Below are 26,006 nucleotides of genomic sequence, written 5' to 3'. Positions count from 1 at the left end.
AAGAATCCTCATTGTCCACATTACTTCACAGTATATGTTTTTTTTGATAACATATTTATTTTTAGTTTTGACGTACTACTTTGAAGTACTGTTTGATTTTCTTAATGTAAAAAGCATGCTTAGTTGTTTAAGCATGCTTTTGGTTGGTTTTGGTATCTTCTAATATAAATTGATAAGTGCTGAGTAATTCTTCAAAACGATCTTCCCAACGTTGTTTTTGGGCGTAGCGAACGGCATTTTGTTTCAATTGCTCTCGCCAATCTTTATCATTTAATATCGAATGAATAGCGTTAATAAAAGAATCTAAATGATTGCAATTACATAATCGTCCGGTAAAGCCCTCTTGAACGATACTTTTTACCCCACCTTTATTAGCTGCAACAACAGGTGTTCCTGTCGCTAATGCTTCCAAGACCACATTACCAAATGTTTCTGTTTCAGAAGGAAATACAAATAAATCACTGGCAGAAATAATGCTGGCAACATCGTTTTGTGGTAAAAAACCTGTATATGTTACATTTTGCTGCCAGTCATTCTTTAAGCTATTTTGAGATGGACCATCACCAACAATAAGCCAGTGGATATTATTTTGTAGCTCAGTTGGAAGTTGTTTTGCAATCTGTGGAAGTAACTCTACGTTTTTCTCTGGCGCTAACCGACCAACATAACTTAATATATAGCGTTCTTTAATGTTATATTTCTTTCTAATTTCTTCAGTAGAGTAATATGGATGGAAAACGGTTGTATCAACACCACGTTGCCATATTTGTAAATTCTGAAACCCTTTATTTTGTAATTGTTGGTAGGTTACAGAAGACGGTACGAAAATCCGGAGTAATGGTTGATGAAACCATTCCATATAACGCCAGAGTGCTTTCGATAACAAGGTTAGATGATAGTATTTTAAGTAATGATCAAAATCAGTATGGTAAGAACCAACAATAGGAATATTGTACTTTTTTGCGAGATGAAGTCCGGTTAACCCAATAGAAAATGGTGTAGCAACATGGATGATATCAGGTTGGAATTTTTTAATAATTTCTTTTAAATGAATCGTATTTGGTAAAGAAATACGACAATCTTTATAAAGTGGAAATGGAAAACTCGATTGACGGTAGATTTGCCCGGCGCTTATTTCTTTTTTTGTTTGTTTTGGTGAAATCACAATATAAGAATGGTGGCTTTGATCTAAATACTTCGTAAAACGTCCCAATGTTTTGGCAACCCCATTAACATCTGGAAGAAAGGTATCAGTAAAGATAGCAATTTTCATATTGTCTCCCCCCTAGGAACTATTCCTTACTTCAACCATATGTCGAAACAATGTAAAGAACAACAGGAATATGTAAAATGATTGTAAAAAAATTCTAACAGAAATATAGATAACGCTTTCAACACAAAAAACGTTTTTGCTATAATGGATGTAGTAGGAAAGGGAGAGTGCTGGATGTATCAAAAAATAATTCTAGCTTCAGATGGTTCTGAGCATGCACTAAGAGCGGTGGATCACGCCATTAAATTTGTGAAAAGTGTACCAGAGTATCGGTTAGATGTAGTTATTGTCATGAATGATGGAATGAAAGGCAAACAAGCGGTCAATATGGCGAGCTTGGTAGAAGAAAGATTAAAATTAACGAAACAAAAATTGAAAAAAGCAAATGTTGATTTCCGAACGGTTATTTTAATTGGTGATCCTAAACAGGAAATTGTAAAATATGCAAAACGAGAAGAAGTTGACCTTTGTATTATGGGGAGTAGAGGGTTAAATAGATTGCAAGAAATGGTACTGGGAAGTGTCAGTCATAAAACAGCTAAACATATTAACTGTCCGATCATGATCATAAAGTAATCACTTTCCAAATAGTAAATACCGTAGTAAAACTGATTGCCACGGATCCAAACAGATAAAGGAGTGCTTTCTTCGATTGTTTTTGTTCCAGCATTTTAACAACCTCAACACTAAACGTGGAGTAAGTGGTAAATGATCCACAAATCCCTACACCTAAAAAGTTCCATGTCCATAACGAAAGCCAATCTGCTTGATAAAACAAATACGTAAAAGCAAAAAGGATGCTACCTGTAAAATTGGCAAGCAATGTACCTACAGGTAGCCAATATTTACTTGTGTTCAATTGCAGGCTTAACAGATATCTAAGGATGGCACCAATAAACCCACCTAATCCTACTAACAAATAACTCATGTGATCTACTCCTTGCTGATTGCTAACTTAGCACCAATAAAACATAACGCTACACCACCGAGAATTTGTATTGGCAGATATAGAATGAGCCATGCTGTACTTTCTTCGAAAAGCAATACACTCTCTGCTATAAAGGTGGAAAAGGTAGTGAATGATCCTAGCAGTCCAGTTGTAAATGCCGTAAAGATAGCTGGTGGCAATTTATTTTTGAAAAAAGGCTGGAATGTAACATATGCCAATACAAAACATCCCATTAAATTAGCAATGGTTGTGCCGACAGGAAAGCTGATAATGGATACGGATTCTGCAATGATATAACGGAGAAGAGCTCCGAGTATACCACCAATTCCCACTGCAAAAAAAAGTTTTAACTCTTTTGCTTTCATTGACATGTTGGGCAAAAACCGTAAATTTCAAATTTATGGTCGTCAATCATATATTGCTTTAATTCCTCAGAAATTTCATCCATTGGACAATGGTGAATTTCTTTGGTAACACCGCAGTTTTTACAAATAAAATGATGGTGATGATGATGATCACATTTAAGCCTGAAGTGTTTTTCACCATTTAATTCCGTTGACTCTAAAATGCCTAACTGGTCAAATAAATGCAAGTTTCGATAAATTGTATCAAAACTGATTCCTTCGTAATTAGGCTCCATATTCTGTAATAAGTCTCTTGCTGTACAATATCGATTTTCTTCTACAAAGAAGTCGATCATGTGCTTTCGCTTATCCGTATATTTATAGCCTTTTTCTTTTAAAATACCAAGTGCTTCAGTTGTATTCATTCGATCACCCCGTTTTTAAACGATGCTTTCTGCTATTTATTTTTGCTATTACTTTTTTGGTTACAATCGTAGCTATTAATAAAAGAATGAGTAGCATGACGATCGTACCACCAGGTGGTATTTCTAAATAGTAACCAGATACCAATCCCAAAATAACAGCTGTTTCTCCATATATTATCGCATAAATAATCGTTTGTTTAAATCCTTTTGCAATACGAATACTTGCTGCAACAGGTAATGTCATTAATGCTGAAACTAATAGAACACCAACAATACGTATCGAAGCAGCAATGACGAGTGCAGTTAAAACAATAAAAATAAAATGAATTCTTTTTGCGTGTATACCAGTAACCACTGCTTGTTCTTCGTCAAAAGATAATAAAAACAGTTCCTTGTATAAGAAAAAGATAACTACACATACAATAACTGCAATAATGATAATGCTGTACAAATCTTGTCTGCTTACTGCTGAAACAGAGCCAAATAAATAATTATATAAGTCTGTATTAAATCCATTTGCAATCGAAATAAAAATAACACTTAATCCGACACCACCAGATAAAATAATCGGGATCGCCAATTCTTGAAATGCAGTGTATACACGGCGCAACCGCTCAACAATGACAGAGCCGATAATGGAAAAACCTAATCCCGAATAAAAGGGTGTGATCAGCATAGCACCTGTCTTCTTTTCCAGTAACAGACCAAATGCAATTCCTGCTAGTGTTACGTGAGATAATGCATCAGCTATCAAAGACAATCGACGTACTACAATAAAGGCACCCAGTAATGGAGCGATAATACCGATAATAATACCGGTAAAAAAGGTGTTTCTTAAAAACTCATATTCTAATAAATTCATTAACATAATTGTTCCTCCATTAATGCTCATGGGTCACTAGATTTAGTGGGTGACCATAGAAATCCGATAGTTGATCTTGTGATAGTGTTTGGAACTCATTTGGATTACCGTGAAAATGCAGTGTTTTGTTCAAACAAGCTACTTTAGAGGCATGGTGTGTCATCGTTCCAATATCATGGGTTACTAATAATAAAGAGATGTTTTGCTGATTTAATTCATGTAACAAATCAAAAAACTTTTCTACATTTTCAGCATCTACACCGACAGTAGGTTCATCCAATATCAATAATTTTGGATCACTGACAAGTGCTCTCGCAATAAAAATACGCTGTTGCTGCCCCCCAGACAGTTCTCCAATATTTTCAGAAAGATACTCCGTCATGCCAACTTTTTCCACTGCTTCATAAATGTGTAGTTTATCTTGACGTGTTAATCTTCTGAAATAGCCCAACTTAGAAGTGAGCCCCATTGTTACGACTTCTTCTACTGTTGCAGGGAATCCACTGTTAAAGCTGTTTGCTTTTTGTGAAACGTAACCTAATTTATTTTTTTCTTTAAATTTTCGAATTGGTTGACCGAAAAGCTGGATTTCCCCGGTAGTTGGTTTTTCCATTCCCAACAAAAGTTTGATTAACGTTGTTTTACCTCCGCCATTCGGGCCTACCAGCCCAATGAAGTCACCTTCGTTTATTATAAAATTAACCTTTGATAAAGCTTGTCGCTCCCCATAATGAAAGCTGACGTTCTCCATCTCAACAATTGTTTTTTTCATGTTATCACCTTCGTTTTCAATCTCAACATATTATATCGTAATCATTACGCTTTGTAAATTGCTGAAATCGGAAAATGTGCTATACATAAAGCGAGATTTCCTACCATATAATAATTTATTTCATACTGTCATGACCTACCAACTAGATCATTTGCTTTTTATCTTATCTTTTCGTTAAAATAATAGCAACGAAGAAGAGGAGGCTAATACATGACAGTTCAGTTTTATTGGTATCCTAAATGTGGGACGTGCCGAAAAGCGAAGAAATGGTTAGATGAACATGGTGTTGATTATGAAGCTATACATATTGTGGACAACCCACCAAGTAAAGAAGAATTAAAAAATATTATTACTAAAAGTGGATTACCATATAAAAAATTCTTTAACACAAGTGGTAAGAAATATCGAGAATTAGACTTGAAGGACAAATTAAAAGAAGCCACAGAAGAAGAAATGCTGGATTATCTTGCTTCAGATGGTATGTTATTAAAAAGACCACTGACAGTTGACGAAAACCAAGTGACAGTTGGTTTTAAAGAAGAAACATTTGAGCAGACCTGGAATTAAATATACAATTTAGGAGGAGTTTTCATGAGTTTACCTGAAAATTATCTATATTCAAAAGAGCATGAGTGGGTGAAAAAAGAAGAAGCTAAAGTAAGAATCGGTGTGACAGATCATGCGCAATCAGAACTCGGAGATATTGTGTTTATTGAATTGCCAGAAGTGGGCGATGAAATTAAAACAGATGAACCATTCGGTAGTGCTGAATCCGTTAAGACCGTTTCAGAATTATATGCACCTGTAACAGGTAAAGTGGTAGAAGTTAATAACGAGTTAGAGGATAATCCAGAATTAGTAAATGAGTCTCCATATGAAAAAGCATGGATGATTGTAGTAGAACCTAGTAACCAGTCAGAATTAGATGATTTATTATCTGCTGAGGATTATGATAAGATGATCAATGAGGCGTAATAAACAGGTAGCATTCGCATGGAGCGGATGCTATATTTTTTAACCAAGTACCATTAGTCTGTCATAACTTGATTAAGTGTATCCATACAATGAAGTGAGACTTCCATCAGCGGGAGCTTACGAGACGATAACGCCGTGATAACATAATAGCTTTTGGTTTTATTTGAACTTTGATGAAGTAGGTGAGCCAATTGTCAAAACAAGAAATAAAAGTAATCATAGTGGAAGGTAGAACGGATAAAGAAAAAGTGGCAAAATTAGTAGATGAAGAAGTGGAAATTGTCTGTACTAATGGTACGATTAATGTGGAACGGTTGGAAAATTTGATTGAAATCTTTAATATGGATTATCGAGATGTTTTTATCCTGGTTGACGAAGATAAAGCAGGGAAGAAATTAAGAAAACAACTTTCCAAAGAATTGCCACATGCCATTCATATTTATATTGATAAATCGTATCGAGAAGTGGCAGCTACACCTGAGTCTGAGCTAGCAGTAGCACTGATTTCATCACATATTATGATCAACCCAGATTACTTATAAAATAGAAGGAGATTGTAATGATAGATATAAAAAAGGAACAATGGCAGAACTTGTTACATCATGAGGAATCACTGGTCATTTTCGTGCACACACCTTTTTGTGCGACTTGTCAATTGGCAGAACGAATGTTAACAATCCTGGAAGAAGCGGATCAAGCGCAGTTCTTTTATCGAATGAATGCATCGTTTTTTTCAGAGTTTATGAAGGAAAATAAAATCCAGAGTGTTCCGGCTCTATTATTGGTAATAGATGGAGTGGTTGTCGATCAATTGTATGCATTTGAATCGGTAACTAAATTACATGCTGTTTTGGAAGGATGGAAACAAAAACAAAGCATTTAGCAATAAAATCAAGTAATTTGTAAGAATTTATATTATATATTTTTCTGTTAGTTATATTTGATTACAGGTGGTTGTGTATCTGCGCTGATTTCCTCACAGTGTATTTGGTCACTATGTTAGAAGATGTTACAATAATAATTGTCAAATAAAGAAAGGATTGATTTATTATTAGTGACCAATTACATCTACAGTACACAACGGAAATGGAAAAAGCGATGCACCAGTCGCACGGAGTAGGATATGCGGAATACAGCCGTAAACTCTCTCAAAGATTAAATGTAGAAAAAGAAAGAGAAACTAGCTATAAAAAAAGCCAAGAAGTTGTGAAAGACGTAGAACGCTTAGTTCACAGATAATAATTGGATGTTAGAGGAAAATAAAAATAAATGAAATGAAAATAGACACGAAGATACAACAGTTACTTTTCGATGAGTAGCTGTTGTTTTTTTATAGAGCAAAAAATAGTTCGCAAAAAAACATATACTACGAAATATGTTCGTCCCTGGGTTGAGCGTGGAGATTTGTTTCGTTATTTGTTACAAAAATACCGTTTTTAGGGTAGTCGCGGACATCTGTTCCGCTATTCATCGAAATTAGTGCTTAATGAAGCCAAATGCAACCAAATAAGGGATTCTATGTCCGCTAACATGGAAAAATGGCTGGTCTTCAGCCAAATAACGCACTAAATGTCCGCTCATAAATGTTAGCATCAAGATAAATTTTAACTAGTTTACAGAATGTACCTTGTCCGAATCTGGAATGGATCGGCTTTTATTAGTAATAGATCGATAAATACAGGTTAAGTGTGGTATAATATCAGACGGAATGAATAAAATCAGTTGTTTTCGATAGCGGTAAAATGGTTGATTATAGATTCGAAATAGTATAAGATTATAATGAGAATAAAGTGAGAATGGATTTAATTCCACTTCAAATCAATACATTTTAAAAGCTTTGGAGGTATGTAGTTATGGCAAGTTCTACTTTAGAAATTAAGGATCTTCATGTTGAAATAGAAGGTCAGGAAATATTAAAAGGTGTTAACCTTACCATAAAAGGTGGAGAATTCCACGCAGTAATGGGACCGAATGGTACTGGTAAGTCAACATTAGCATCTGCGATTATGGGTCACCCTAAATATGAAGTAACAAAAGGTGAAATTCTTCTCGATGGGGAAGATGTTTTAGAAATGGAAGTAGATGAGCGTGCACAAGCTGGTCTATTTTTAGCTATGCAATACCCGAGTGAAATTAGCGGTGTAACAACTTCTGATTTCTTGCGTTCTTCTATTAACGCACATCGTGAAGAAGGCGACGAAATTTCATTGATGAAATTCATTAAAGAGATGGACGAAGCGATGGACTATCTAGAGATGGATAAAAACATGGCACAACGTTATCTAAACGAAGGCTTCTCCGGTGGTGAGAAGAAACGTAATGAGATTCTTCAATTAATGATGTTAAAACCAGCTATTGGTATTCTTGATGAAATTGATTCTGGTCTAGATATCGATGCGTTAAAAGTAGTATCTAAAGGTATCAATAAACTACGTGATGAGTCATTCGGTTGCTTGATCATTACGCACTATCAACGTTTATTAGATTACATTACACCAGACAAAGTACACGTAATGATGAAAGGTCGTGTAGTGAAATCTGGTGGACCTGAACTAGCTCAACGCTTAGAGGCAGAAGGTTATGACTGGATTAAGCAAGAACTTGGTATTGAAGATGAAACTGTAGGACAAAAAGCATAAGGTAGGAGGTATCGTATGACTGTGGAAACTAAACTGCCATATGATCAGGACTATGTCCGATCATTTTCAGAAAATAGAAAAGAACCAGAATGGATGAAAGAGTTGCGCTTGCAAGCTCTTGATTTGGCAGAAGGACTTGAAATGCCAAAACCGGATAAAACGAGTATAAAACGTTGGAAGTTTGATGACTACAAACATGACGTTGCTGGTGAAGCAATCAACTCAATCAATGATTTACCTGAAGATATTCAAGTCTTCTTGGATCTGGAAAATCACAATGAGAATCTTGTTATCCAACGTAATCAATCTGTAGCGTATAAATCACTTGCTTCTGGACTAGAAGAAAAAGGAGTTATACTAACAGACATTCAAACAGCATTACAAGAACATAGTGACCTTGTAAGGCGCTATTATATGAAAGATGCTGTACAAATTGATGAACATAAACTAACTGCACTACACACAGCATTAATGAACGGCGGTGTCTTCGTGTATGTACCAAAAAACGTACAAATTGAAGAGCCGCTACAAGCTATTTTTTGGCAAGAAGATCCGGAAGCAGCTACCTTTAACCATGTGATTGTAGTAGCAGAAGAGAATAGTTCTTTAACGTATGTGGAGAACTATATTTCACAAAATAAAGAAGAACATGCGGTAGCTAATATCGTGACAGAAGTTATTGCGCATGATAATGCGAACATTAACTTTGGATCTGTAGATAATTTTGCGGCAGGCACAACGGTTTATGTTAACCGTCGTGGAGTAGCCTATCGTGATGCACGAATTGAGTGGAATCTTGGCCAAATGAATGACGGTAACACCGTATCTGAGAATATTACACACCTAATTGGGGATAACTCATATTCTTATGCTAAAACAGTTTCTGTAGGTCGTGGAGATCAATCTCAAAACTATACAGCTAAAATTGTCCACTTTGGTAAACAAAGTGAAGGTTTTATCCTTCAACACGGAGTTATGAAAGACAGTGCATCCTCTATCTTTAATGGTATTGGAAAAATCGAACATGGTGCAACAAAAGCAAATGCAGAACAAGAATCTCGTGTATTAATGTTAAGTCGAGATGCTCGTGGAGATGCAAACCCGATTCTGTTAATTGATGAAGATGATGTTACAGCAGGTCACGCAGCATCAGTTGGTCGTGTTGATCCGGTTCAACTATACTATTTAATGAGTCGCGGTATTTCTCAGCAAGAAGCTGAACGTCTCATTATTCACGGTTTCTTAGCACCGGTTGTTAAGGAGATTCCGATTGATGCAGTGCGTGAACAATTGACTGAAGTTATCGAAAGGAAAGTCTACTAATGACTATTAAAGCTATTCGTGAGCAATTTCCGATTCTGAATCAAGAAGTAAACGGCCATCCGCTAGTTTATCTTGATTCGGCGGCAACATCACAAAAACCGTTATCTGTCATCGAGTCTATGGAAGCTTATTACAAGCAACATAATTCTAATGTGCATCGCGGTGTTCATACACTGGGGACAAGAGCAACTGATCAATATGAAGGAGCTCGTGATAAAGTAAAAAACTTTATCAACGCCAGTTCAACGGAAGAAGTGATTTTTACCCGTGGAACGACAACCTCACTTAATACGGTTGCTTATGGATATGCTCGTCACGTTCTACAAGAAGGTGATGAAATTGTTCTTACTGAAATGGAACACCATAGTAATATTATTCCTTGGCAGCAGGCAGCGAAATATACTGGTGCAACCTTAAAGTATATTCCAATGGAAGCTGATGGAACGATTACGCTTGATTCTGTCCGCTCCACTGTTACGGAAAATACGAAACTGGTTGCTGTAACACATGTTTCTAATGTGTTAGGTACGATTAATCCGATTAAGGAAATTGCTCAAATTGCTCATGACAATGGTGCAGTGATTGTAGTAGATGGTGCCCAAAGTGTTCCACACATGCAAGTGGATATGCAAGACTTGGATTGTGATTTCTATGCTTTTTCTGGTCATAAAATGTGCGGCCCAACTGGTGTTGGTGTCCTTTATGGTAAGAAAGCATTATTGGAAGAAATGGAACCAGTTGAATTTGGAGGAGAAATGATCGATTTTGTTGGCCTTTATGATTCTACATGGAAAGACCTCCCATGGAAGTTTGAAGGTGGAACACCAATTATCGCTGGAGCAATTGGTTTAGGTGCAGCGATAGATTTTCTATCCGATTTTGGTATGGATAACATTTTAGAACATGAGCAGCAAATTGCGAAGTATGCACAGGAAAAACTTTCTGATGTTGATGGACTGACGATTTACGGGCCAAAAGAACGTGGTGGTTTGGTAACTTTCAATATTGAAGGTGTCCACCCACACGATACAGCTACAGTTCTGGATGCGGAAGGTATTGCCGTAAGAGCTGGTCATCATTGTGCACAGCCTTTAATGAAATGGTTAGATGTGACTGCTACAGCAAGAGCAAGCTTTTATCTATATAATGATGAAAGTGATGTTGACCGATTAGTTGAAGGAATACAGCGAGCGAAGGAGTATTTCGGCGATGTCATTTAATAATTTAGATACGTTGTACAGACAGGTTATTATGGATCACTATAAAAATCCTCGTAACCGTGGAACTTTAGCGGACGAATCTGTTACAATAGATATGAACAACCCTACATGTGGTGACCGTATTGAATTACACCTTCAAGTTGAAGATGGCACAGTAAAAGATGCAAAATTTGAAGGGGAAGGTTGTTCGATCAGTATGTCATCTGCTTCTATGATGACACAAGCAGTGAAAGGGAAAAATATAGAGGATGCTTTAGAAATGTCATCCATTTTTTCCAAAATGATGTTAGGTGAAGACGTAGAAGATGTGGATTTCGACCTTGGGGATATTGAGGCACTGCAAGGTGTTTCCAAATTCCCGGCAAGAATTAAGTGTGCAACATTGGCGTGGAAAGCGATGGAAAAAGCAGTCTCAGCCGACGAAGAGGAGTAAGCACAAAGAAATCCTAATATAGGAGGTAATAGTATGGCTAAAAAAGCACCTGAAATAGGCGAATATAAATATGGCTTTCATGACAGAGATGTTTCGATTTTCCGTACTGAAAAAGGTCTTACACGTGCAGTAGTGGAAGAGATTTCTCGCATGAAAGAAGAACCAGAGTGGATGTTAGAATTCCGCTTAAAAGCATTAGAACAATTCTATAAAAAACCAATGCCACAATGGGGTGGTGACCTTTCAGAATTAGACTTTGATGAAATTACGTATTACGTAAAACCGTCTGAGCGTTCTGAACGTTCTTGGGATGAAGTACCAGATGAAATCAAACAAACATTTGATAAATTAGGTATCCCTGAAGCAGAGCAAAAATATTTAGCAGGTGTATCTGCACAATACGAATCTGAAGTGGTTTATCACAACTTAAAAGAAGACTTAGAAGATTTAGGTATTGTCTTCAAAGATACTGATACTGCACTAAAAGAAAACGAGGACCTATTTAAAGAGTATTTTGGTAAAGTTATTCCGGCATCAGATAATAAATTTGCAGCATTAAATACTGCAGTATGGTCTGGGGGATCGTTTATTTACGTACCAAAAGGCGTTAAAGCGGAGACACCTTTACAAGCATACTTCCGTATTAACTCTGAAAACATGGGTCAGTTCGAACGTACGTTAATTATCGTTGATGAAGGTGCTTCTGTACACTATGTGGAAGGTTGTACAGCACCAACGTATACAACTAACTCCTTGCACAGTGCGGTGGTAGAAATCTTTGTTAAGAAAGACGCATATTGTCGTTATACAACTATTCAAAACTGGGCGAACAATGTCTATAACCTAGTTACAAAACGTGCAACATGTGATGCAAATGCAACGATGGAATGGATCGATGGTAACATTGGTTCTAAATTAACCATGAAATATCCTGCCATTATTCTAAAAGGTGAGGGAGCTCGTGGAAATACGCTTTCCATTGCATTAGCAGGTAAAGGACAGCACCAACACGCAGGTGCTAAAATGCACCACCTAGCGCCTAATACGTCTTCAACGATCGTTTCGAAGTCGATCTCCAAACAAGGTGGTAAAGTATCTTACCTTGGTATGGTACACTTTGGACGTAAAGCAGAGGGTGCTCGTTCTAATATTGAATGTGACACGTTAATTATGGATAATAAATCAACTTCGGATACGATTCCTTACAATGAGATCTTAAATGATAATATCTCATTAGAGCACGAAGCGAAAGTTTCTAAAGTATCGGAAGAACAATTATTCTATCTAATGAGCCGTGGTCTTTCAGAAGAAGAAGCTACTGAAATGATCGTAATGGGCTTCATCGAGCCATTTACAAAAGAACTTCCAATGGAATATGCGGTAGAAATGAACCGCCTTATCAAATTCGAAATGGAAGGTAGTATTGGATAATTAACTGTAAGTAGTTGATATATTAAGCTTCTAGTTTGAGGTTAAATGAGGGATAACGAGTTCGAGCCGATTTTGTGCCGATCTCGTTATCTTTTTTATATGTAGGAAAAACATCTAACTGATCTTCTTTTATCTTTTCAGTGATGGAAAGATATTTATCAGCGCTTGTTTTTAATAGTTTTATGACCTATTAAGAACAAGAATAAAAAGTTGTAAAAAGAACATCTGACTATAAATAAAGTCCAAAAATTTTATGTAGAGCTTTATTCTAAAAAGTAATTGGAAATGATATAATAAGTTTTATAAAGGAGGATTCAAATATGTGCACCTGTATTGCAGTAGTAGATTTTACTTTATCTCTTTCATAATGAAAAGATTGGAAAGGAGATAAAAGTATGGGTATATTTTCTATATTTGTCATTAAATAAGTTCATTATCAACCAAATGAAAAATAATTGGTTATAATGAACTCTTATGATCAGTTCATTATAACCAGCAAGGAGAAGGTTATAATGAACGAGAAAAACCCAAAAGACACGCAAAATTTTATTACTTCTAAAAAGCATGTAAAAGAAATATTGAATCATACGAATATCAATAAACAAGACAACGTAATAGAAATTGGAGCAGGAAAAGGGCATTTTACCAAAGAGCTAGTCGAAATGAGTCAGTCGGTGACTGCTATAGAAATTGAAGAAGACTTATGTCGAGCCACTCAAAAAGCGGTGGAGCTTTTTCAGAATATAAAAGTTATCCATACAGATATTCTGAAATTTGCCTTCCCGAAAAATGCAGGCTATAAAATATATGGAAATATTCCCTTTAATATCAGTACTGATATTGTCAAAAAAATCGCCTTTGAAAGCCGGTCGAAATATAGTTACCTTCTCGTGGAGGAAGGTTTTGCGAAAAGGTTGCAAAACACGCAACGGGCTTTAGGCTTACTGTTGATGGTGGAAATAGACATAAAAATCCTAAAAAAAGTGCCAAGAGAATATTTTCACCCTAAGCCAAGTGTAGATTCTGTATTGATCGTACTTGAACGACATAAACCATTGATTTTAAAAAAGGACTACAAAAAGTATCAATCGTTTGTTTATAAATGGGTAAACAGAGAATATCATCTTCTTTTTACTAAAAACCAATTCCGACAGGCCTTGAAGCATGCAAATGTTACTAATTTTAATAAAATATCAAAGGAACAATTTATATCTATTTTCAATAGTTATAAATTGTTCACTAAATGAAATGTAATGAAGCGTTCTCTAGTTCCTTAGAGGACGCTTTTACTCTCAAAAAACTTTTCAACAATTAAACATCAATCAGTGCTTTAAAACGTAAAAGATAAAGTGCTCTTATCTTTGTCATAACCTCTATAGCCATAGACAAAAATAAAAAACGACTTAATAATGAACCCCTCATCTGTTATATTTTGCATTGGGACCGACATAAAAGTCAGTCCCAAAAATAATAGGATCGATCAATTTTCTTTATTTTTCTTCATCATTGTTAAATTCATACGGATCATTTTCTTCTGCAAACTCAGTTGAATAAGCCAAATTTCTACCTCTCTCAGTACCTCTAATTTCTTCATCATCTGGAGCAAACAATAAAGGTAAACAGCATAAAGCACCGATTCCTACTAATGTATAGATGACTCTGGAGAGTGCAGCATCTTGGCCACCAAATAGTGATGCAACCAAATCAAATTGAAATAATCCAATTAACCCCCAGTTTATCCCACCTATAATTATTAGGGCTAAAGCTATACGTTGAATGGTATTCATTTCATTCACCTCCTTTTTATAGAGTAATGGTTATATTTATTATTAGTTTATTATCCCTAGTTATACGACTGAATATTATGTTTTAGCCAATAAAAAAGGACAGCATCAGCTGCCGTTTTACCAATTGATTCAAATAACATTTAGACTATGTAAAGTCATTAGCTTGATTGAAGGATTAATAAATTGAAATTCTTTGGTAAAGATGAATAGACTCTTCCAGCTATTGCTGGAAGAGTCTTAAATCGTCATTAAAGCACGGAAACAGCAGGCAAGCAAGTAATAGCACAGAAGCAATCTAAATCTACAGTAATACAGATACCAGTCCGTTCTAAATTAGCAACTTGTTCGTTGTCAAGCTGCTCACAAGGATCGCCACAAGTTGTGTCATCGTTGTCAAATACTAATAGTTCTAGTACTGCACAGCAGTCTTCATCATCCACTTCAGTAACACGGAATATAAAACTGTTGAAGCATTCGAAGCGGCCACCGCGAACTTCAGTTCCAAATCCTTTGAATGGTTTACCTTTTTTATCATATAAAATAAAAGGTACTGTATCTAAGGCGTTTCCATTTACTGGTGATACCAAATTTTGAATAGATCGTGCACAGCTTACATCACATCCAATTTCTACAACGTTATCTTGTGCATCAGCAATAGCACGGACGACATCACAGACACAGCCATTACCATTACTGATTACACCGCCAACATCATTATTGCGTTCTACTTTTTTTCCCATAATACTGCACTCCTCTTTGGATAGATTTCATTAACAATAATAATCTATGAAGGAGTTGAATATTGGTATAGACTGCAACCTGTTTTTCTGTAATTTAGGTTCAACTCGTAAATTTAACCTAGCTTATACTACAGCGAGGGAAAAACGAGTTTCACAAATAAATTTAGCATCGTCATGTCCATTAACCGATAAAGAAGGCAGTATTACAATGAATACTGCCAAGTAAAATCCAAGTTTTATTTTATTTCTGTTGTTACTTCTGACTGCGATTTATTGTCAGATGATATTTCATTGCTGATGCTCTGTAACGATTCCAATATATATTTGGTCATGAATAAATAAATAACTACTAAAACTGTATCAAGTACATATGACGAAAAGATAACGTGGTTATTGATGATCTGGTTTCTGGAAACTAATTGATTTAAAACATTTGTTGCCCAGTACAATATGTAATAGAAAGGAATTAATGTAGTCATTATTTGGGCAAGTTTGAGTGTACTGCTATATTCTTTGAAATAGTTCCTCATGGTGGAGAATACATTCCATAGTCCATATATATTGTAAAAGGGAATTATAATTCTAGCGAGTGCACCACCTGGTGTTATCGGGTATTGGGAATTAAACCTTTTTAAATCTTGATGAACCTTATGAATCCAAACTAAATAAAAAACGACAGTTATCAGCCATAATACCAAATAAATGATAGAAATGACTAGATCTATTTCGGATATAAATGATTGATACAAATCATAATAATAAATATCAAAAAAGGTTGTAAATACTAAAGTAATGCTAAGTACAACTCCTATAGTTAACAACCCTTTTAACATATTTCCTGTTGCTTTACTTGATAGTTCCATCATTATGTCCTCCTTGTTCAAAGTAGATAAAATGCAAAAAGATTATGCTGTTAAGGACTTCTTATATACTCTCTTTCTTGTTTCTTATAGTTAAATATAAAATGGTAAACAAGTGGATTAACCATACAATAACGGCAAATCCCGTTAACCTTTGCCTAATAGAAGAGAACTCGCCCCAATTTTGCAAGTCTTGTGCAAAAAGAATTAGCAGCAGACTTGCAGAGACAAGAAGATGAATGGTTATGCTATATTTCATAAGAGCTTCCCCCTTTTCTAACTATTTCTTTTTCCACTACTAGAATCCGTATTACAGTGTATCATAAATTTAGAAGGTAATAAATTCCTTTTTTGAGGATGCATTATATAAATCACTTGAAAAAGCGAGCCACTATACATAATATACAAATTCTCGATTGGATAAATTTCTTTATTACCTTTATAATTAAAAAGAGTACGTTTAGAAAACAACTAAGACAATAAGATAGTAGGGATACATTTGGTTATTTTTATTTGTTTATTAATTGGGTTATTATCAGCGATGTTAGGAAGTATTGTAGGGTTTGGCGGAGGAGTAATTCTAGTACCTATTTTACTAATTCTTCATTCTACAACCCCTTTATTTGATTGGGCGGATGCAAGTACAATTGTCGGTATATCCTTGATTATTATGATATTTACTGCTTTGTCATCCACTTATGCTTATGCGAAGAGTGAACGAATAGACTATAAAAGCGGCTTATATTTTATTGCAGGTAGTTTGCCTGGTGGTGTGTTAGGGGCATGGTTGAATCAATTTGTGGATACCGATATGTTTTCGTTATTTTTAGGTATATTTATGTTATTAATCTTTATCATGTTCTTATTTAAGAAAGCACCAAACCAGATGAAAGACGACATGCATTTAGACACTTCACAAAAGGTTGTACGTGAGGTGAAAATTGGTGATGCCGTATACCGCTATTCTTTTTCTCCGTTTATTGCCGTTGCAATTGCTTTTACAGTAGGGATGTTATCTGGTTTTTTCGGAATCGGTGGAGGATCTTTAATGGTTCCTGCCATGATTATTTTGTTCCGTTTCCCACCGCATATCGCTACGGCTACTTCCATGTTTATGATCTTAGCGCTTAGTATTGTAAGTTCTGGTACACACATTGCGTTAGGTCATATAGAATGGATCTATGTATGGGCTTTTGTACCAGGTGCATGGTTTGGAGGCATTTTAGGTGCGAAAATTAATCAGCAACTTTCTAGTAAAGCTGTGGAGTATTTATTAAGAGCGGTTGTATTATTGATTGGATTACGTCTGATTTGGCAAGGTTTGTTTTAGGGAGGGTTAGTCTTCATGATCGAACATATCCATTTTTATTATTGTAATGATTTACATAGTCACTTTGACCAATGGCCAAACATTGTTGATTATTTTAACAAAAAGAAAAAACAGCATGCTCAGGTTGATGAGCAAAGTTGGAGAATTGATATTGGAGACCATGTGGATCGGTTCCATCCAATAGCAGAAGCTTACAATGGCAAAGCTAATGTCGAATTATTAAATGCAGCTGGCTTTGATATTGCAACGATTGGAAATAATGAAGGAATTACGCTAGAGCATGAACATTTGTATCATTTGTATGATCAGGCCAATTTTCAAGTTACTTGTGGTAATTTAATTCCTGTAAATAAAGAGAAACCAACGTGGTTACAAAATAGTATTACGATAAAATCAAAAGAGAACTTAACGATCAAATTGTTCGGATTGACCGCCCCATTTAACGCCTTTTATCATCCTCTAGGGTGGCATGTTGAATCACCTTACGATTATTTAGCACGTGAAATGAAGGAATTGAGAGAAGATGCAGACATACTAATCTTACTTTCTCACCTCGGGTTCACGGAAGACCAATTAATTGCCGAACGATATCCAGAGATTGATCTTATTATTGGCGGTCATACCCATCACATCTTAAAAAATGGCGAAGAGGTTAATAATGTATTATTAACTGCTGCAGGTAAACATGGCAAATATGTCGGAGAAGTACATATAGATTGGGACCACCATTTAAAGAAAATAGTCGATAAACAGGCCTACACAGTGGAAACTGAATATCTTAGTCAGGATCAAGATACTGTTCATAGACTTGCTAAGCTGAACGATGCTGCTCAAGAACTATTAAATAAACCAGTGACATATATAGAAAACAGTTTAACTGTAGATTGGTTTGAACAGACACCTATAATTGAATTGTTAACGGCTAAACTAAAAGACTGGACGAATGCCGATATAAGTATGTTAAATGCAGGCTTACTGTTAGAAAATATCGCAGAAGGCTATGTTACCTATGGAGATATACATCGGATCTGTCCTCATCCAATCAATCCTTGTACAGTCAAACTAAGAGGAATTGAAGTATTGGAGGTTGTGCGAGGTGCATATGATGAGGCTTTGATGCATTTTGAACTAAAAGGTTTTGGTTTCCGAGGTAAAGTGTTAGGTAAATTTGTCTTTAGTGGTATTGATATTGATACAGAGATAGATGAGGGTGGTATAGAACATGTTCAGCATGTTCATCTTAACGGGAGTGAGATTGAACATAATAAGATTTATACGTTTGCGACTGCAGATATGTTTACTTTTGGAAGGATGTTCCCCGAAATTGCAAGGTCTACGACAAAGAAGTTTTATTTGCCAGAATTTATGAGAGATTTATTAGCAGATGCTTTAAGGTCATCATCTTAGGAACAATTATACACTCCCTTCATATTTTATATGGAGAGGAGTGTGTTTTTTATGATGGAAGTGAAACCAATATTTATCAAGGATCATCCGTTTACAGCTATTTCGGTTAAGCTGCCATATACGAATTTGTTGGTGATTGCGAATGAAGTAGGTTATGTCATGTGTGGAGCGCTAGATGTAGCTTTACTAAATGACCGTTTGACAGACCGTCCCATTGTTGCAGGGAGAGCTATTGGTGTGAAGACGATAGAAGAATTGCAACACGCTAAGCTGGATAAAGTGACCAACCATTCCAAAAATTATGGTTGGAAAGAAGGAATGCCGATAGAAGAAGCGTTACTAAAAATATCCAACAAATAAGTGACTATTTGCTTAGTTAGTAAAATTTATTTATAAAGTAGCAATAAAAATAGTAGATTATATCGACATTATCTGATAAAATTTTACCAAAATGGCAAATGGGTGTTTGAAAATGAGATTAGTTCCAACCAAACTTATTCGACCAGGCATTGAATTAGCAAAACCGATATATGATGCGCATGGTCGGATTTTATTACAAAAAAATATGCAATTAACTGACTCGATGATAGATCGACTGAAAAATTCAGGAGTCACCTATGTTTTTACTCGTGATGAGGATACGGAAGATATTATGGTTCATCCTCCTATTCCTGATCAGCAAAGGGTAGAAGCAATTCAAAAAATAAAAGAGACATTCCGGTCGTTAAAATTTGAAGATTTGACGAAAAATAATTATTTATTAGATAAAGCTGCTTTTAAGTTAGATCAACTAGTCAAAGAAATTGCAAAAGAATTAAGTGAAAATGAGGAAGTTATTCACTATTTATCCGACTTATTAATTATTGATGATTATGTCTATACTCACTCCCTAAATGTGAGTATGTATACACTTGCATTAGCTCAGGAATTGAACTTAAAAAGTAAAGATATGCAACAACTAGGATTAGGTGCCGTTTTACATGATATTGGTAAGATTGTTATACCAGAGGAAGTCTTAAATAAGCCTGGAAAGCTCACGAATATGGAATTTAAGATTGTTCAAGCACATACAGAATATGGTTTTGATTTGTTGCGAAAGGCTCATAATATTCCACTATTGGTTGCCCACTGTGCCTATCAGCATCATGAACGATTAGATGGAACAGGTTATCCGCGCGGCATTAAAGAAGATGATATTCATCCATTTGCCAGAATTATAGGGGTAGCGGATGTGTTTGATGCGGTGACAAGTAATCGAACTTATAGGGATGCGATGTTACCACATGAAGGATTAGAAATATTATATAGCGGTGCCGGGACGAAATTCGACATCCACCTTGTAGAAGCATTTAAGAAGACGATTGCTCTTTATCCAAATGGCTTAACCGTTTATTTAAGTGATGGCAGAGAAGGGGTCGTTGCCCGCCAAAATTCACAAATGTTTGATCGTCCAGTAGTTCGTGTGCTGAAAGAAAATGGCTCCAAAGTAAAACCGTATGACTTAGATTTAACAAAGGTATTGGATGTCCTGATTGTAAATACGGATCAATTTATTACAAGCAGATAAAAATTTCTCTAATTATATCTAAATAAATCCCCGCAATCATATGAATAGATTGGGGGGATTTATTATGCGAAGAAAAAAGTGGAGTAGACGAAAAATAGGTTCACCTCCAGCTAATCAAATCGTTTTTATTTCATTTTTCATTTTTGTTCTCGTGATGATTGCAAGTATTCTAATCGTTAACGAGGGAATTAAACCAGTACTGCTGAATTACGCAAAAGTTCGTGTTGATGCGATTGCGAATCAAGCAATGGGAATAGCGGTTAGCAAAAAGATTTCTGAGGATTTAGAAGCTGGGGATTTAATAGAAGTGCAATTAGATGAAGAAGGAAGAGTAGAAAATTATATTTTTAATGCAGTCGTAGAAAATCGTGTACAAAGAAATGTTCAATATCGTGTAGAAAATTTTCTTAAGCTATTGGAGAAAGGAGAGCGACCTGAAACAGGCGTGCCTCTTGAAGTAGAATTGGATTTGGAGCCATCAGAACAAGAATTACTTGATGATGTAAGGGAAAAAGGCCTATTAGTAGAAGTACCGTTAGGTCAAGCATTAGGAATTCCTGTTATAGCTAACCTCGGGCCAAAAGTACCGGTAAATATGGAAGTAATCGGTAGTGTAGGGACAGAAATAACGAGTGAAATTGTTGAAACTGGTATAAATGGCGCATATATACACGTCAATGTTCATATAGAAGTAGAAATGATGGTCGTGATACCCTTTGCTTCAGAGCCAACGAAAGTGATTCAAGATATCCCGGTAACAAAGGTATTTCATCCCGGTGATGTTCCAAATTATTATCATGAAGGTGGAGAAGGATCATCTGATCTTTCTATTCCAATAGATCCAGATATAGAATAATAGAATTTTCCTAGTTTTTCCTTTGACAGAATATTCAGAAGTTCGATATAATTTCAAAGATTAAAACTATTAGTAAAATAGATTTAGTAAAACTTATCATGGTGTTAGCTCACCTCATTCTCCACTTAGCTGCTTTGATTGACTCAAAACCTAAAGTGGAGGTTTTATGGACGACTAGCACCTTGGTAAATTATAAAAAAAGGAAGGGGTTAGGTTAATGGAAAACAGATCACAGTGGGGAACGCGTCTCGGCTTCCTTCTTGCAGCAATTGGTTCTGCTGTAGGGTTAGGAAATATTTGGCGCTTTCCTGCCACAGCATTTGAAAATGGTGGAGGTGCCTTTTTTGTACCGTATTTGTTTGCCTTATTAACGGCAGGTATTCCGTTACTTATTATGGAATATACGATTGGACACAAATACCGAAGTTCATCTCCAAGAAGTTTTTCGAAAATTAGTAAAGGGATGGAATGGATCGGTTGGTGGCAGGTCCTTATTTCATTTGTTATTTCTACTTACTATCCAATCATTATTGCTTGGTCGGTTATGTATGCATATTTCTCTTTAGGAACACAGTGGGGGGATGATCCAACTGGATTCTTTGTTGGAGACTTTTTGAACCTTGCTGATGCTGGAACATTTGGTTCGATCGTTCCTGCAGTCATGATTCCTTTACTAATTATCTGGGTAATTGTGTTATTCTTCCTAGGTCGTGGCGTGAAGAAAGGTATTGAGTTAGCAAATAGAATCTTTATTCCGACATTATTTATCGTATTTCTAATTATCGTTATTCGTGCGGTTACATTACCAGGAGCAATGGAAGGTTTAGATGCATTCTTTAAACCTGACTGGGGACGTATTGCAGATGGATCGGTTTGGGTTGCAGCATATGGTCAAATCTTCTTTAGTTTGTCGATCGCATTTGCCATTATGATTACGTACTCCTCTTATTTACCGAAAAAATCTGATATTACGAACAATGCATTTATCACTGGTTTTGCGAATTCATCATTTGAATTATTAGCTGGTATTGGGGTATTTGCTGTGTTAGGGTTTATGGCAGTTCAATCGAATACAGCAGTATCTGAAGTAGTTGCAGGTGGCGTCGGATTAGCCTTTATGGTATTCCCTGAAATTATTAGTCAAATGCCTGCATCCGGATTCTTTGGGTTCTTATTCTTTGCATCCTTGTTCTTAGCAGGTTTATCATCGATGATTTCGATTTCGGAAACATATGTCGCAGGTTTACAAGAGAAATTCTCCATTTCACGAGGAAAAGCGGTGGTGTTCGGTGGAGGACTTGCTTTATTGGTTTCGCTTTTCTATGCAACCCAAGGTGGACTTAACCTGTTAGATACGGTAGACTACTTTATTAATAATTATGGTGTTGCTTTAGCGGGTCTATTTGAAGTTGTAGCGATCGCATGGTTTGCACGCTCACTCAAAGATCTACAAAATCACGCAGATTCTGTATCCGACATTAAACTTGGTATATGGTGGAGACTGTGTTTAGGGGTAATCACGCCACTTGTATTAGGATATATGATGCTGGAAAACCTAAGAACTGAAGTATCTCGTCCATATGAGGATTATCCAATTGATTTCTTATTCAGTTTTGGTTGGGTAGTAGCAATTGGCGCGATGTTCGTTGGTGCGTTATTAACGATTAAAAAATGGCCAAGTAAAGATAACGAAGCATAAATTGAAGGTTAAAGGAGGTTGCCTTTATGTCTGGTAGTGCAATTACAATGGCAGTAATCGGTATGGTAATTATATGGGGTGGCTTAATCGCCAGTGTTATAAAAGCAATAACTGCATCCAAAAATTAATATAGAAAAATCCGTAAAGTGATAATTTCCTTTACGGATTTTTTCTTTCCCATCGCTTTAAATGTGGATAGGGATCAAATGACCATTCTGTTTTTCCGTTATCTTTGTACATACCATAATGTAAATGTGGCGGGAATTTTCCAGAGGTTCCTGGAGGTCCATAACCAGATGAGCCGACAGAACCAATTGTTTGGCCTGCTTCTACGATATCTCCTATTTCTAATCCATCAGTAAATCCATTTAAATGTGCGTAGTAATGATATCTATTGTATATATCACGAATACCAACACGCCAGCCACCAAATTTATTCCAGCCTTTAAGCTCGACAACACCAAAAGTGGTAGCTCTTACTGGTGTTCCATAACTAGCAAATATATCGGTACCTTCATGGATTCTTCTGCCACCGAATCCTCTAGCATCCCCCCATGTATTATGGTAAGTATAGTTGTAACCTTTAGGGATTGGAAAAGCAGTTTCGTCCAGACTGATTTTTTGATATGTTTTAAACAAGCGAGCATAATTCATAATAGACAGAACCGTTAATTCACGATGATAATAATTCCAAAGTGCCGTCCGAATATCTTGGTCTGCATGTCCATATTGTTGAATGTAATGGGCCACTGTATATAAAATATCATGGTCATTGGTGTGATCAGCTATTCCATCTCCATCCCCATCTTTTCCGATACCACCAAAGATTTCGAGTAGACTTTCTTCGGTAGGCTCACGAGTTGGTGAAAAGCCGTACCATTTTTGTTCAGGTACTTTTATCTTGATTAAAGTATTGTCCTCTTCATCTGATTGATCGTCATGAATATTGGATTCATAACGGTTGATTGCTGCTAAATAATACCAAGGTATTAAGGTGACAGCTTCCATTTGCTTATATAAACTGATTTTTTCTTGATCAATATCCACATTTTCTTCTGCATGTGCTATAGTAGAAAGAAGAAAAAAACTTGTGAATGATAATAATAAGTAACGCTGAATCAAAGGAAATAGCCTCCTTAGTTAATTTTTCAAGTGGATACCGTTAGTTTAGGTTATAAACTTTGATTTCATGCTAGTAACTTTTGTTAAATTCTTATTGCAAAAAAGGTGTGAAATATATTGGTTGAAGTACAAGGTTATCGTTACGAGATAATCAAGGATTATCGTAATGGATTTGAGGAAAAAGCGTTTAAAGAAAGATATACAGACATTTTAAGTAAATATGATTTTATTGTAGGGGATTGGGGTTATGAACAACTTCGTCTCAAAGGATTTTATGATGATCAAAATCCCAAAGCATCTTTTGATACTAAAATAAGCACCTATGAGGACTATTTATACGAATATTGCAATTTCGGTTGCCGATTTTTTATAGTTAAACAAATTGAAAACTAACACATAGTTATGTGTTAGTTTTCGTTCAACAATGGTCGGATAAATAATCGGAAATCCTCTGCTTCCAGTTCATTGAATTGAAAGGCGTGTTCCACAAATTTGCTTTCTTTAATCTTCTCTCGATTAATACGTGAGTATTTATTCGTATTAAGGTCGATGACTAGACAATCATCACCGAATGTAGGAGAAGATATAACTGCCAGATCAAACCTTTCCATATCACCTTTAAAACTAACCAACCTTGTCGTACTTTGTTCAGTTTCATTTTTGATAAATTCTAACTTTCCATCCCTCATCGAATCACTCCCTATTCCAGATTATAGCCATTTCTTCCTTTACTGTAAAATATTCAAAGAACAGCAGCCAATGAAATTATTTAGCAAACCATTTCCATAAACTGCGAAGTAACGTCCTGGACTTGCGATGTTTCATTCTGCTTTTTGAGAAGTGTTGTCATTCGCTTCGGCAGAAAACTGCGCTTTCCGTGGGCTCGGCTTCAGCTAACTTTGCAAAGAAAACCATTTTGCAAAGTGGATCTTCAGCTCTCGCTGTCCCACAGGAGTCTACGTATTCTGCCTCCGCTATTTTTGTTCTCCGATTATAGAAAGAAATGAACTCATGGAAAAACTTTTTCTGTTTTGTTACAGTGCTAATCGGCTGTAAATGCCACTTTGGCATAGTCGCACCCTATGCTATATATGGTGGAGAAATCAACTGGCTGATTTCGGATAAGTGTTGTGGAGCATATCTTAACGAAGGCCGCCCACTTCCACTCCTGTGGGACCTGTTTGACCTGAAGATCCACTTTTTCGAGCGGTTTTTGCTCGAAAAAGTTAGCTGAAGGGCAAAACCCCACGGAAAGGGAAGTGGGCAGCCGGAGTGGCGGTTATGATCACGATATATGTCAAAATTACTGTATAGTTTAGTTTCGAACAAACAGTAATTTCATTACTTCACAGTATGTTATTAATACTTTTGAGTTTGAGTATTTTTACTATAGTGTATGAATTTTATGGAAAATTGAATCATTTTTATAGAAATTCGTTCACCTTAATGCAACCAAATCAATCGGAAATTACCACTAACGACATCTTGTATAATATGGTATTATATAGGTAGACGTTGTTTTGAAGTGTAGGGGGATTAGTAGTGTATTTTGTAGATATGAGAAAAATGAACGAAACATTGGATTATTTTGATCAAACCTTAATTTTAGTGAAAGATAATAAATTTGAATCAGCTATTGAACATCTGGCATTAGAACGAATAACACATCTATTAATAGAATGTATTTTAGACGTCGGAAATATGATGATTGACGGATTTATTATGCGTGATCCGGGAAGTTATCTGGACATCATTCATATTTTGATCGATGAAAGAGTTATTCCAGAAAAGGAAAATAGCGGGTATGAAGCAATTATTGGATTACGAAAAATGCTTGTTCAGAACTATAAACAAATCGAACACGAACAATTGCAAGCTGTATTACATGAAAATATCGACATACTTAAGAAATTTAGTACGCACATCCGTACCTACTTGGCAACGGAAATGGGTGTAGCAAATACATTTACCAATGACCTGTAAAGCTAGAAA

33 protein-coding genes are annotated in these 26,006 nt (G+C 35.9%); 21 read left to right on the top strand and 12 right to left on the bottom strand.

All coding sequences use genetic code 11. From position 1 onward, the window contains the following. Positions 1-127: 127 nt before the first annotated feature. Positions 128-1,273: a glycosyltransferase family 4 protein gene (locus D569_RS0102745; RefSeq protein WP_018930869.1), complete on the bottom strand. Its 1,146-nt coding sequence runs from the start codon at positions 1,271-1,273 to the stop codon at positions 128-130. 174 nt (positions 1,274-1,447) lie between these two features. Between D569_RS0102745 and D569_RS0102740 the strand changes: the two genes are divergently transcribed. Next, positions 1,448-1,849, top strand: coding sequence for a universal stress protein (locus tag D569_RS0102740; protein ID WP_018930868.1), 402 nt, complete (start codon positions 1,448-1,450; stop codon positions 1,847-1,849). Here D569_RS0102740 and crcB read toward each other — a convergent pair. From crcB to D569_RS0102715, 5 genes are read right to left on the bottom strand one after another with little or no spacing between them, the layout of a single operon-like run. Next, the gene (crcB, locus tag D569_RS0102735; RefSeq protein WP_018930867.1) at positions 1,839-2,201 is read right to left on the bottom strand and encodes a fluoride efflux transporter CrcB; all 363 of its coding nucleotides are present in this window, start codon (positions 2,199-2,201) and stop codon (positions 1,839-1,841) included. The genes D569_RS0102740 and crcB overlap by 11 nt on opposite strands. A gap of 5 nt (positions 2,202-2,206) precedes the next feature. Beyond that, a complete protein-coding gene (locus D569_RS0102730; protein WP_018930866.1) occupies positions 2,207-2,593 on the bottom strand; it encodes a fluoride efflux transporter FluC in 387 nt (128 codons plus the stop codon). Continuing rightward, positions 2,584-2,991: a Fur family transcriptional regulator gene (locus D569_RS0102725; protein WP_018930865.1), complete on the bottom strand. Its 408-nt coding sequence runs from the start codon at positions 2,989-2,991 to the stop codon at positions 2,584-2,586. Before D569_RS0102725 ends, D569_RS0102730 begins: the two co-directional genes overlap by 10 nt. A 4-nt stretch (positions 2,992-2,995) precedes the next feature. Then, a complete protein-coding gene (locus D569_RS0102720; protein ID WP_018930864.1) occupies positions 2,996-3,859 on the bottom strand; it encodes a metal ABC transporter permease in 864 nt (287 codons plus the stop codon). 13 nt (positions 3,860-3,872) lie between these two features. Next, positions 3,873-4,625: a metal ABC transporter ATP-binding protein gene (locus D569_RS0102715; RefSeq protein WP_018930863.1), complete on the bottom strand. Its 753-nt coding sequence runs from the start codon at positions 4,623-4,625 to the stop codon at positions 3,873-3,875. Positions 4,626-4,835: 210 nt separating this feature from the next. Here D569_RS0102715 and D569_RS0102710 point away from each other — a divergent pair, with 210 nt between their 5' ends. The 11 genes from D569_RS0102710 (at position 4,836) to erm(A) (ending at position 13,893) form a co-directional block, all read left to right on the top strand. Continuing rightward, positions 4,836-5,192 (top strand): arsenate reductase family protein, encoded by a 357-nt coding sequence (locus tag D569_RS0102710; protein ID WP_018930862.1) that lies wholly within the window; start codon positions 4,836-4,838, stop codon positions 5,190-5,192. Positions 5,193-5,216: 24 nt separating this feature from the next. Further along, the gene (gene gcvH, locus D569_RS0102705) at positions 5,217-5,600 is read left to right on the top strand and encodes a glycine cleavage system protein GcvH (RefSeq protein WP_018930861.1); all 384 of its coding nucleotides are present in this window, start codon (positions 5,217-5,219) and stop codon (positions 5,598-5,600) included. A 191-nt stretch (positions 5,601-5,791) separates the two neighbouring features. Beyond that, positions 5,792-6,142, top strand: a complete 351-nt coding sequence (locus D569_RS0102700; RefSeq protein ID WP_018930860.1) for a toprim domain-containing protein — start codon at positions 5,792-5,794, stop codon at positions 6,140-6,142. 17 nt (positions 6,143-6,159) lie between these two features. Continuing rightward, positions 6,160-6,483, top strand: a complete 324-nt coding sequence (locus tag D569_RS0102695; RefSeq protein ID WP_018930859.1) for a thioredoxin family protein — start codon at positions 6,160-6,162, stop codon at positions 6,481-6,483. Between the two features lie 203 nt (positions 6,484-6,686). Further along, a complete protein-coding gene (locus D569_RS25175; RefSeq protein ID WP_483788241.1) occupies positions 6,687-6,839 on the top strand; it encodes a YuzK family famiily protein in 153 nt (50 codons plus the stop codon). Positions 6,840-7,453: 614 nt separating this feature from the next. Next, the gene (sufC, locus tag D569_RS0102690; RefSeq protein WP_018930858.1) at positions 7,454-8,239 is read left to right on the top strand and encodes a Fe-S cluster assembly ATPase SufC; all 786 of its coding nucleotides are present in this window, start codon (positions 7,454-7,456) and stop codon (positions 8,237-8,239) included. A 15-nt stretch (positions 8,240-8,254) separates the two neighbouring features. After that, positions 8,255-9,562 (top strand): Fe-S cluster assembly protein SufD, encoded by a 1,308-nt coding sequence (gene sufD / locus D569_RS0102685; RefSeq protein WP_018930857.1) that lies wholly within the window; start codon positions 8,255-8,257, stop codon positions 9,560-9,562. After that, complete coding sequence (locus D569_RS0102680; RefSeq protein ID WP_018930856.1) at positions 9,562-10,782, top strand: cysteine desulfurase; 1,221 nt, start codon at positions 9,562-9,564, stop codon at positions 10,780-10,782. Before sufD ends, D569_RS0102680 begins: the two co-directional genes overlap by 1 nt. Further along, positions 10,772-11,215 (top strand): Fe-S cluster assembly sulfur transfer protein SufU, encoded by a 444-nt coding sequence (gene sufU / locus D569_RS0102675; RefSeq protein ID WP_018930855.1) that lies wholly within the window; start codon positions 10,772-10,774, stop codon positions 11,213-11,215. Before D569_RS0102680 ends, sufU begins: the two co-directional genes overlap by 11 nt. A 33-nt stretch (positions 11,216-11,248) precedes the next feature. Next, positions 11,249-12,646 carry a Fe-S cluster assembly protein SufB gene (gene sufB / locus D569_RS0102670; RefSeq protein ID WP_018930854.1) on the top strand — a complete coding sequence of 466 codons (1,398 nt, stop codon included), beginning with the start codon at positions 11,249-11,251 and terminating at the stop codon, positions 12,644-12,646. 512 nt (positions 12,647-13,158) lie between these two features. After that, positions 13,159-13,893 carry a 23S rRNA (adenine(2058)-N(6))-methyltransferase Erm(A) gene (gene erm(A), locus D569_RS0102665; RefSeq protein WP_018930853.1) on the top strand — a complete coding sequence of 245 codons (735 nt, stop codon included), beginning with the start codon at positions 13,159-13,161 and terminating at the stop codon, positions 13,891-13,893. Between the two features lie 243 nt (positions 13,894-14,136). On the opposite strand, the gene D569_RS0102660 is transcribed toward erm(A), so the two are convergent. From D569_RS0102660 to D569_RS0102645, 4 genes are all read right to left on the bottom strand, one after another. Further along, entirely contained in the window at positions 14,137-14,433 is a 297-nt protein-coding gene (locus D569_RS0102660) for a DUF378 domain-containing protein (protein WP_018930852.1), read from the bottom strand. Positions 14,434-14,681: 248 nt separating this feature from the next. Next, a complete protein-coding gene (locus D569_RS0102655) occupies positions 14,682-15,173 on the bottom strand; it encodes a CotY/CotZ family spore coat protein (RefSeq protein WP_018930851.1) in 492 nt (163 codons plus the stop codon). A gap of 236 nt (positions 15,174-15,409) precedes the next feature. Continuing rightward, the gene (locus tag D569_RS0102650; protein ID WP_156822870.1) at positions 15,410-16,039 is read right to left on the bottom strand and encodes a hypothetical protein; all 630 of its coding nucleotides are present in this window, start codon (positions 16,037-16,039) and stop codon (positions 15,410-15,412) included. Between the two features lie 58 nt (positions 16,040-16,097). Further along, positions 16,098-16,292: a hypothetical protein gene (locus tag D569_RS0102645; protein ID WP_018930849.1), complete on the bottom strand. Its 195-nt coding sequence runs from the start codon at positions 16,290-16,292 to the stop codon at positions 16,098-16,100. Between the two features lie 240 nt (positions 16,293-16,532). Here D569_RS0102645 and D569_RS0102640 point away from each other — a divergent pair, with 240 nt between their 5' ends. The 7 genes from D569_RS0102640 to D569_RS24245 all read left to right on the top strand — a co-directional run bounded on the left by D569_RS0102640 (position 16,533) and on the right by D569_RS24245 (position 23,020). Further along, on the top strand, positions 16,533-17,363 hold the full coding sequence (locus D569_RS0102640) for a sulfite exporter TauE/SafE family protein (RefSeq protein WP_018930848.1): 831 nt from the start codon (positions 16,533-16,535) through the stop codon (positions 17,361-17,363). A 15-nt stretch (positions 17,364-17,378) separates the two neighbouring features. After that, entirely contained in the window at positions 17,379-18,770 is a 1,392-nt protein-coding gene (locus tag D569_RS0102635; RefSeq protein WP_018930847.1) for a bifunctional metallophosphatase/5'-nucleotidase, read from the top strand. Between the two features lie 51 nt (positions 18,771-18,821). Then, positions 18,822-19,130 (top strand): YunC family protein, encoded by a 309-nt coding sequence (locus D569_RS0102630; protein ID WP_018930846.1) that lies wholly within the window; start codon positions 18,822-18,824, stop codon positions 19,128-19,130. 112 nt (positions 19,131-19,242) lie between these two features. Further along, positions 19,243-20,337 carry an HD-GYP domain-containing protein gene (locus tag D569_RS0102625; RefSeq protein ID WP_018930845.1) on the top strand — a complete coding sequence of 365 codons (1,095 nt, stop codon included), beginning with the start codon at positions 19,243-19,245 and terminating at the stop codon, positions 20,335-20,337. Between the two features lie 64 nt (positions 20,338-20,401). Beyond that, the gene (yunB, locus tag D569_RS0102620; RefSeq protein ID WP_018930844.1) at positions 20,402-21,193 is read left to right on the top strand and encodes a sporulation protein YunB; all 792 of its coding nucleotides are present in this window, start codon (positions 20,402-20,404) and stop codon (positions 21,191-21,193) included. A 217-nt stretch (positions 21,194-21,410) separates the two neighbouring features. Continuing rightward, positions 21,411-22,892 carry a sodium-dependent transporter gene (locus tag D569_RS0102615; protein WP_018930843.1) on the top strand — a complete coding sequence of 494 codons (1,482 nt, stop codon included), beginning with the start codon at positions 21,411-21,413 and terminating at the stop codon, positions 22,890-22,892. Positions 22,893-22,918: 26 nt separating this feature from the next. Beyond that, complete coding sequence (locus D569_RS24245; protein WP_018930842.1) at positions 22,919-23,020, top strand: MetS family NSS transporter small subunit; 102 nt, start codon at positions 22,919-22,921, stop codon at positions 23,018-23,020. A gap of 31 nt (positions 23,021-23,051) precedes the next feature. Here the strand turns inward: D569_RS24245 and D569_RS0102605 are convergent, their stop codons facing one another. Then, positions 23,052-24,014, bottom strand: a complete 963-nt coding sequence (locus D569_RS0102605) for a M23 family metallopeptidase (RefSeq protein ID WP_018930841.1) — start codon at positions 24,012-24,014, stop codon at positions 23,052-23,054. Positions 24,015-24,131: 117 nt separating this feature from the next. Here D569_RS0102605 and D569_RS0102600 point away from each other — a divergent pair, with 117 nt between their 5' ends. Further along, the gene (locus D569_RS0102600) at positions 24,132-24,407 is read left to right on the top strand and encodes a YutD family protein (protein ID WP_018930840.1); all 276 of its coding nucleotides are present in this window, start codon (positions 24,132-24,134) and stop codon (positions 24,405-24,407) included. Between the two features lie 14 nt (positions 24,408-24,421). Here D569_RS0102600 and D569_RS0102595 read toward each other — a convergent pair whose 3' ends face one another. Then, on the bottom strand, positions 24,422-24,703 hold the full coding sequence (locus D569_RS0102595; protein WP_018930839.1) for an SAV0927 family protein: 282 nt from the start codon (positions 24,701-24,703) through the stop codon (positions 24,422-24,424). 853 nt (positions 24,704-25,556) lie between these two features. Between D569_RS0102595 and D569_RS0102585 the strand changes: the two genes are divergently transcribed. Next, on the top strand, positions 25,557-25,997 hold the full coding sequence (locus D569_RS0102585) for a DUF86 domain-containing protein (protein ID WP_018930837.1): 441 nt from the start codon (positions 25,557-25,559) through the stop codon (positions 25,995-25,997). Positions 25,998-26,006 lie beyond the last annotated feature (9 nt).

The sequence above is a fragment of the Gracilibacillus lacisalsi DSM 19029 genome (genome assembly GCF_000377765.1).
GTDB classification, from domain to species: domain Bacteria; phylum Bacillota; class Bacilli; order Bacillales; family Amphibacillaceae; genus Gracilibacillus; species Gracilibacillus lacisalsi.
The sequence above is the reverse complement of the archived record's forward strand: the minus strand, read 5'-3'. Positions and strand labels throughout refer to the sequence as shown.

Bases quoted from the DNA above. Each gene is read 5' to 3' on its own strand.
- D569_RS0102745 (WP_018930869.1), bottom strand. From the start codon at position 1,273: ATGAAAATTGCTATCTTTACTGATACCTTTCTTCCAGATGTTAATGGG.
- D569_RS0102740 (WP_018930868.1), top strand. From the start codon at position 1,448: ATGTATCAAAAAATAATTCTAGCTTCAGATGGTTCTGAGCATGCACTA.
- crcB (WP_018930867.1), bottom strand. From the start codon at position 2,201: ATGAGTTATTTGTTAGTAGGATTAGGTGGGTTTATTGGTGCCATCCTT.
- D569_RS0102730 (WP_018930866.1), bottom strand. From the start codon at position 2,593: ATGTCAATGAAAGCAAAAGAGTTAAAACTTTTTTTTGCAGTGGGAATT.
- D569_RS0102725 (WP_018930865.1), bottom strand. From the start codon at position 2,991: ATGAATACAACTGAAGCACTTGGTATTTTAAAAGAAAAAGGCTATAAA.
- D569_RS0102720 (WP_018930864.1), bottom strand. From the start codon at position 3,859: ATGTTAATGAATTTATTAGAATATGAGTTTTTAAGAAACACCTTTTTT.
- D569_RS0102715 (WP_018930863.1), bottom strand. From the start codon at position 4,625: ATGAAAAAAACAATTGTTGAGATGGAGAACGTCAGCTTTCATTATGGG.
- D569_RS0102710 (WP_018930862.1), top strand. From the start codon at position 4,836: ATGACAGTTCAGTTTTATTGGTATCCTAAATGTGGGACGTGCCGAAAA.
- gcvH (WP_018930861.1), top strand. From the start codon at position 5,217: ATGAGTTTACCTGAAAATTATCTATATTCAAAAGAGCATGAGTGGGTG.
- D569_RS0102695 (WP_018930859.1), top strand. From the start codon at position 6,160: ATGATAGATATAAAAAAGGAACAATGGCAGAACTTGTTACATCATGAG.
- D569_RS25175 (WP_483788241.1), top strand. From the start codon at position 6,687: ATGGAAAAAGCGATGCACCAGTCGCACGGAGTAGGATATGCGGAATAC.
- sufC (WP_018930858.1), top strand. From the start codon at position 7,454: ATGGCAAGTTCTACTTTAGAAATTAAGGATCTTCATGTTGAAATAGAA.
- sufD (WP_018930857.1), top strand. From the start codon at position 8,255: ATGACTGTGGAAACTAAACTGCCATATGATCAGGACTATGTCCGATCA.
- D569_RS0102680 (WP_018930856.1), top strand. From the start codon at position 9,562: ATGACTATTAAAGCTATTCGTGAGCAATTTCCGATTCTGAATCAAGAA.
- sufU (WP_018930855.1), top strand. From the start codon at position 10,772: ATGTCATTTAATAATTTAGATACGTTGTACAGACAGGTTATTATGGAT.
- sufB (WP_018930854.1), top strand. From the start codon at position 11,249: ATGGCTAAAAAAGCACCTGAAATAGGCGAATATAAATATGGCTTTCAT.
- D569_RS0102660 (WP_018930852.1), bottom strand. From the start codon at position 14,433: ATGAATACCATTCAACGTATAGCTTTAGCCCTAATAATTATAGGTGGG.
- D569_RS0102655 (WP_018930851.1), bottom strand. From the start codon at position 15,173: ATGGGAAAAAAAGTAGAACGCAATAATGATGTTGGCGGTGTAATCAGT.
- D569_RS0102650 (WP_156822870.1), bottom strand. From the start codon at position 16,039: ATGATGGAACTATCAAGTAAAGCAACAGGAAATATGTTAAAAGGGTTG.
- D569_RS0102645 (WP_018930849.1), bottom strand. From the start codon at position 16,292: ATGAAATATAGCATAACCATTCATCTTCTTGTCTCTGCAAGTCTGCTG.
- D569_RS0102635 (WP_018930847.1), top strand. From the start codon at position 17,379: ATGATCGAACATATCCATTTTTATTATTGTAATGATTTACATAGTCAC.
- D569_RS0102630 (WP_018930846.1), top strand. From the start codon at position 18,822: ATGATGGAAGTGAAACCAATATTTATCAAGGATCATCCGTTTACAGCT.
- D569_RS0102625 (WP_018930845.1), top strand. From the start codon at position 19,243: ATGAGATTAGTTCCAACCAAACTTATTCGACCAGGCATTGAATTAGCA.
- yunB (WP_018930844.1), top strand. From the start codon at position 20,402: ATGCGAAGAAAAAAGTGGAGTAGACGAAAAATAGGTTCACCTCCAGCT.
- D569_RS0102615 (WP_018930843.1), top strand. From the start codon at position 21,411: ATGGAAAACAGATCACAGTGGGGAACGCGTCTCGGCTTCCTTCTTGCA.
- D569_RS24245 (WP_018930842.1), top strand. From the start codon at position 22,919: ATGTCTGGTAGTGCAATTACAATGGCAGTAATCGGTATGGTAATTATA.
- D569_RS0102595 (WP_018930839.1), bottom strand. From the start codon at position 24,703: ATGAGGGATGGAAAGTTAGAATTTATCAAAAATGAAACTGAACAAAGT.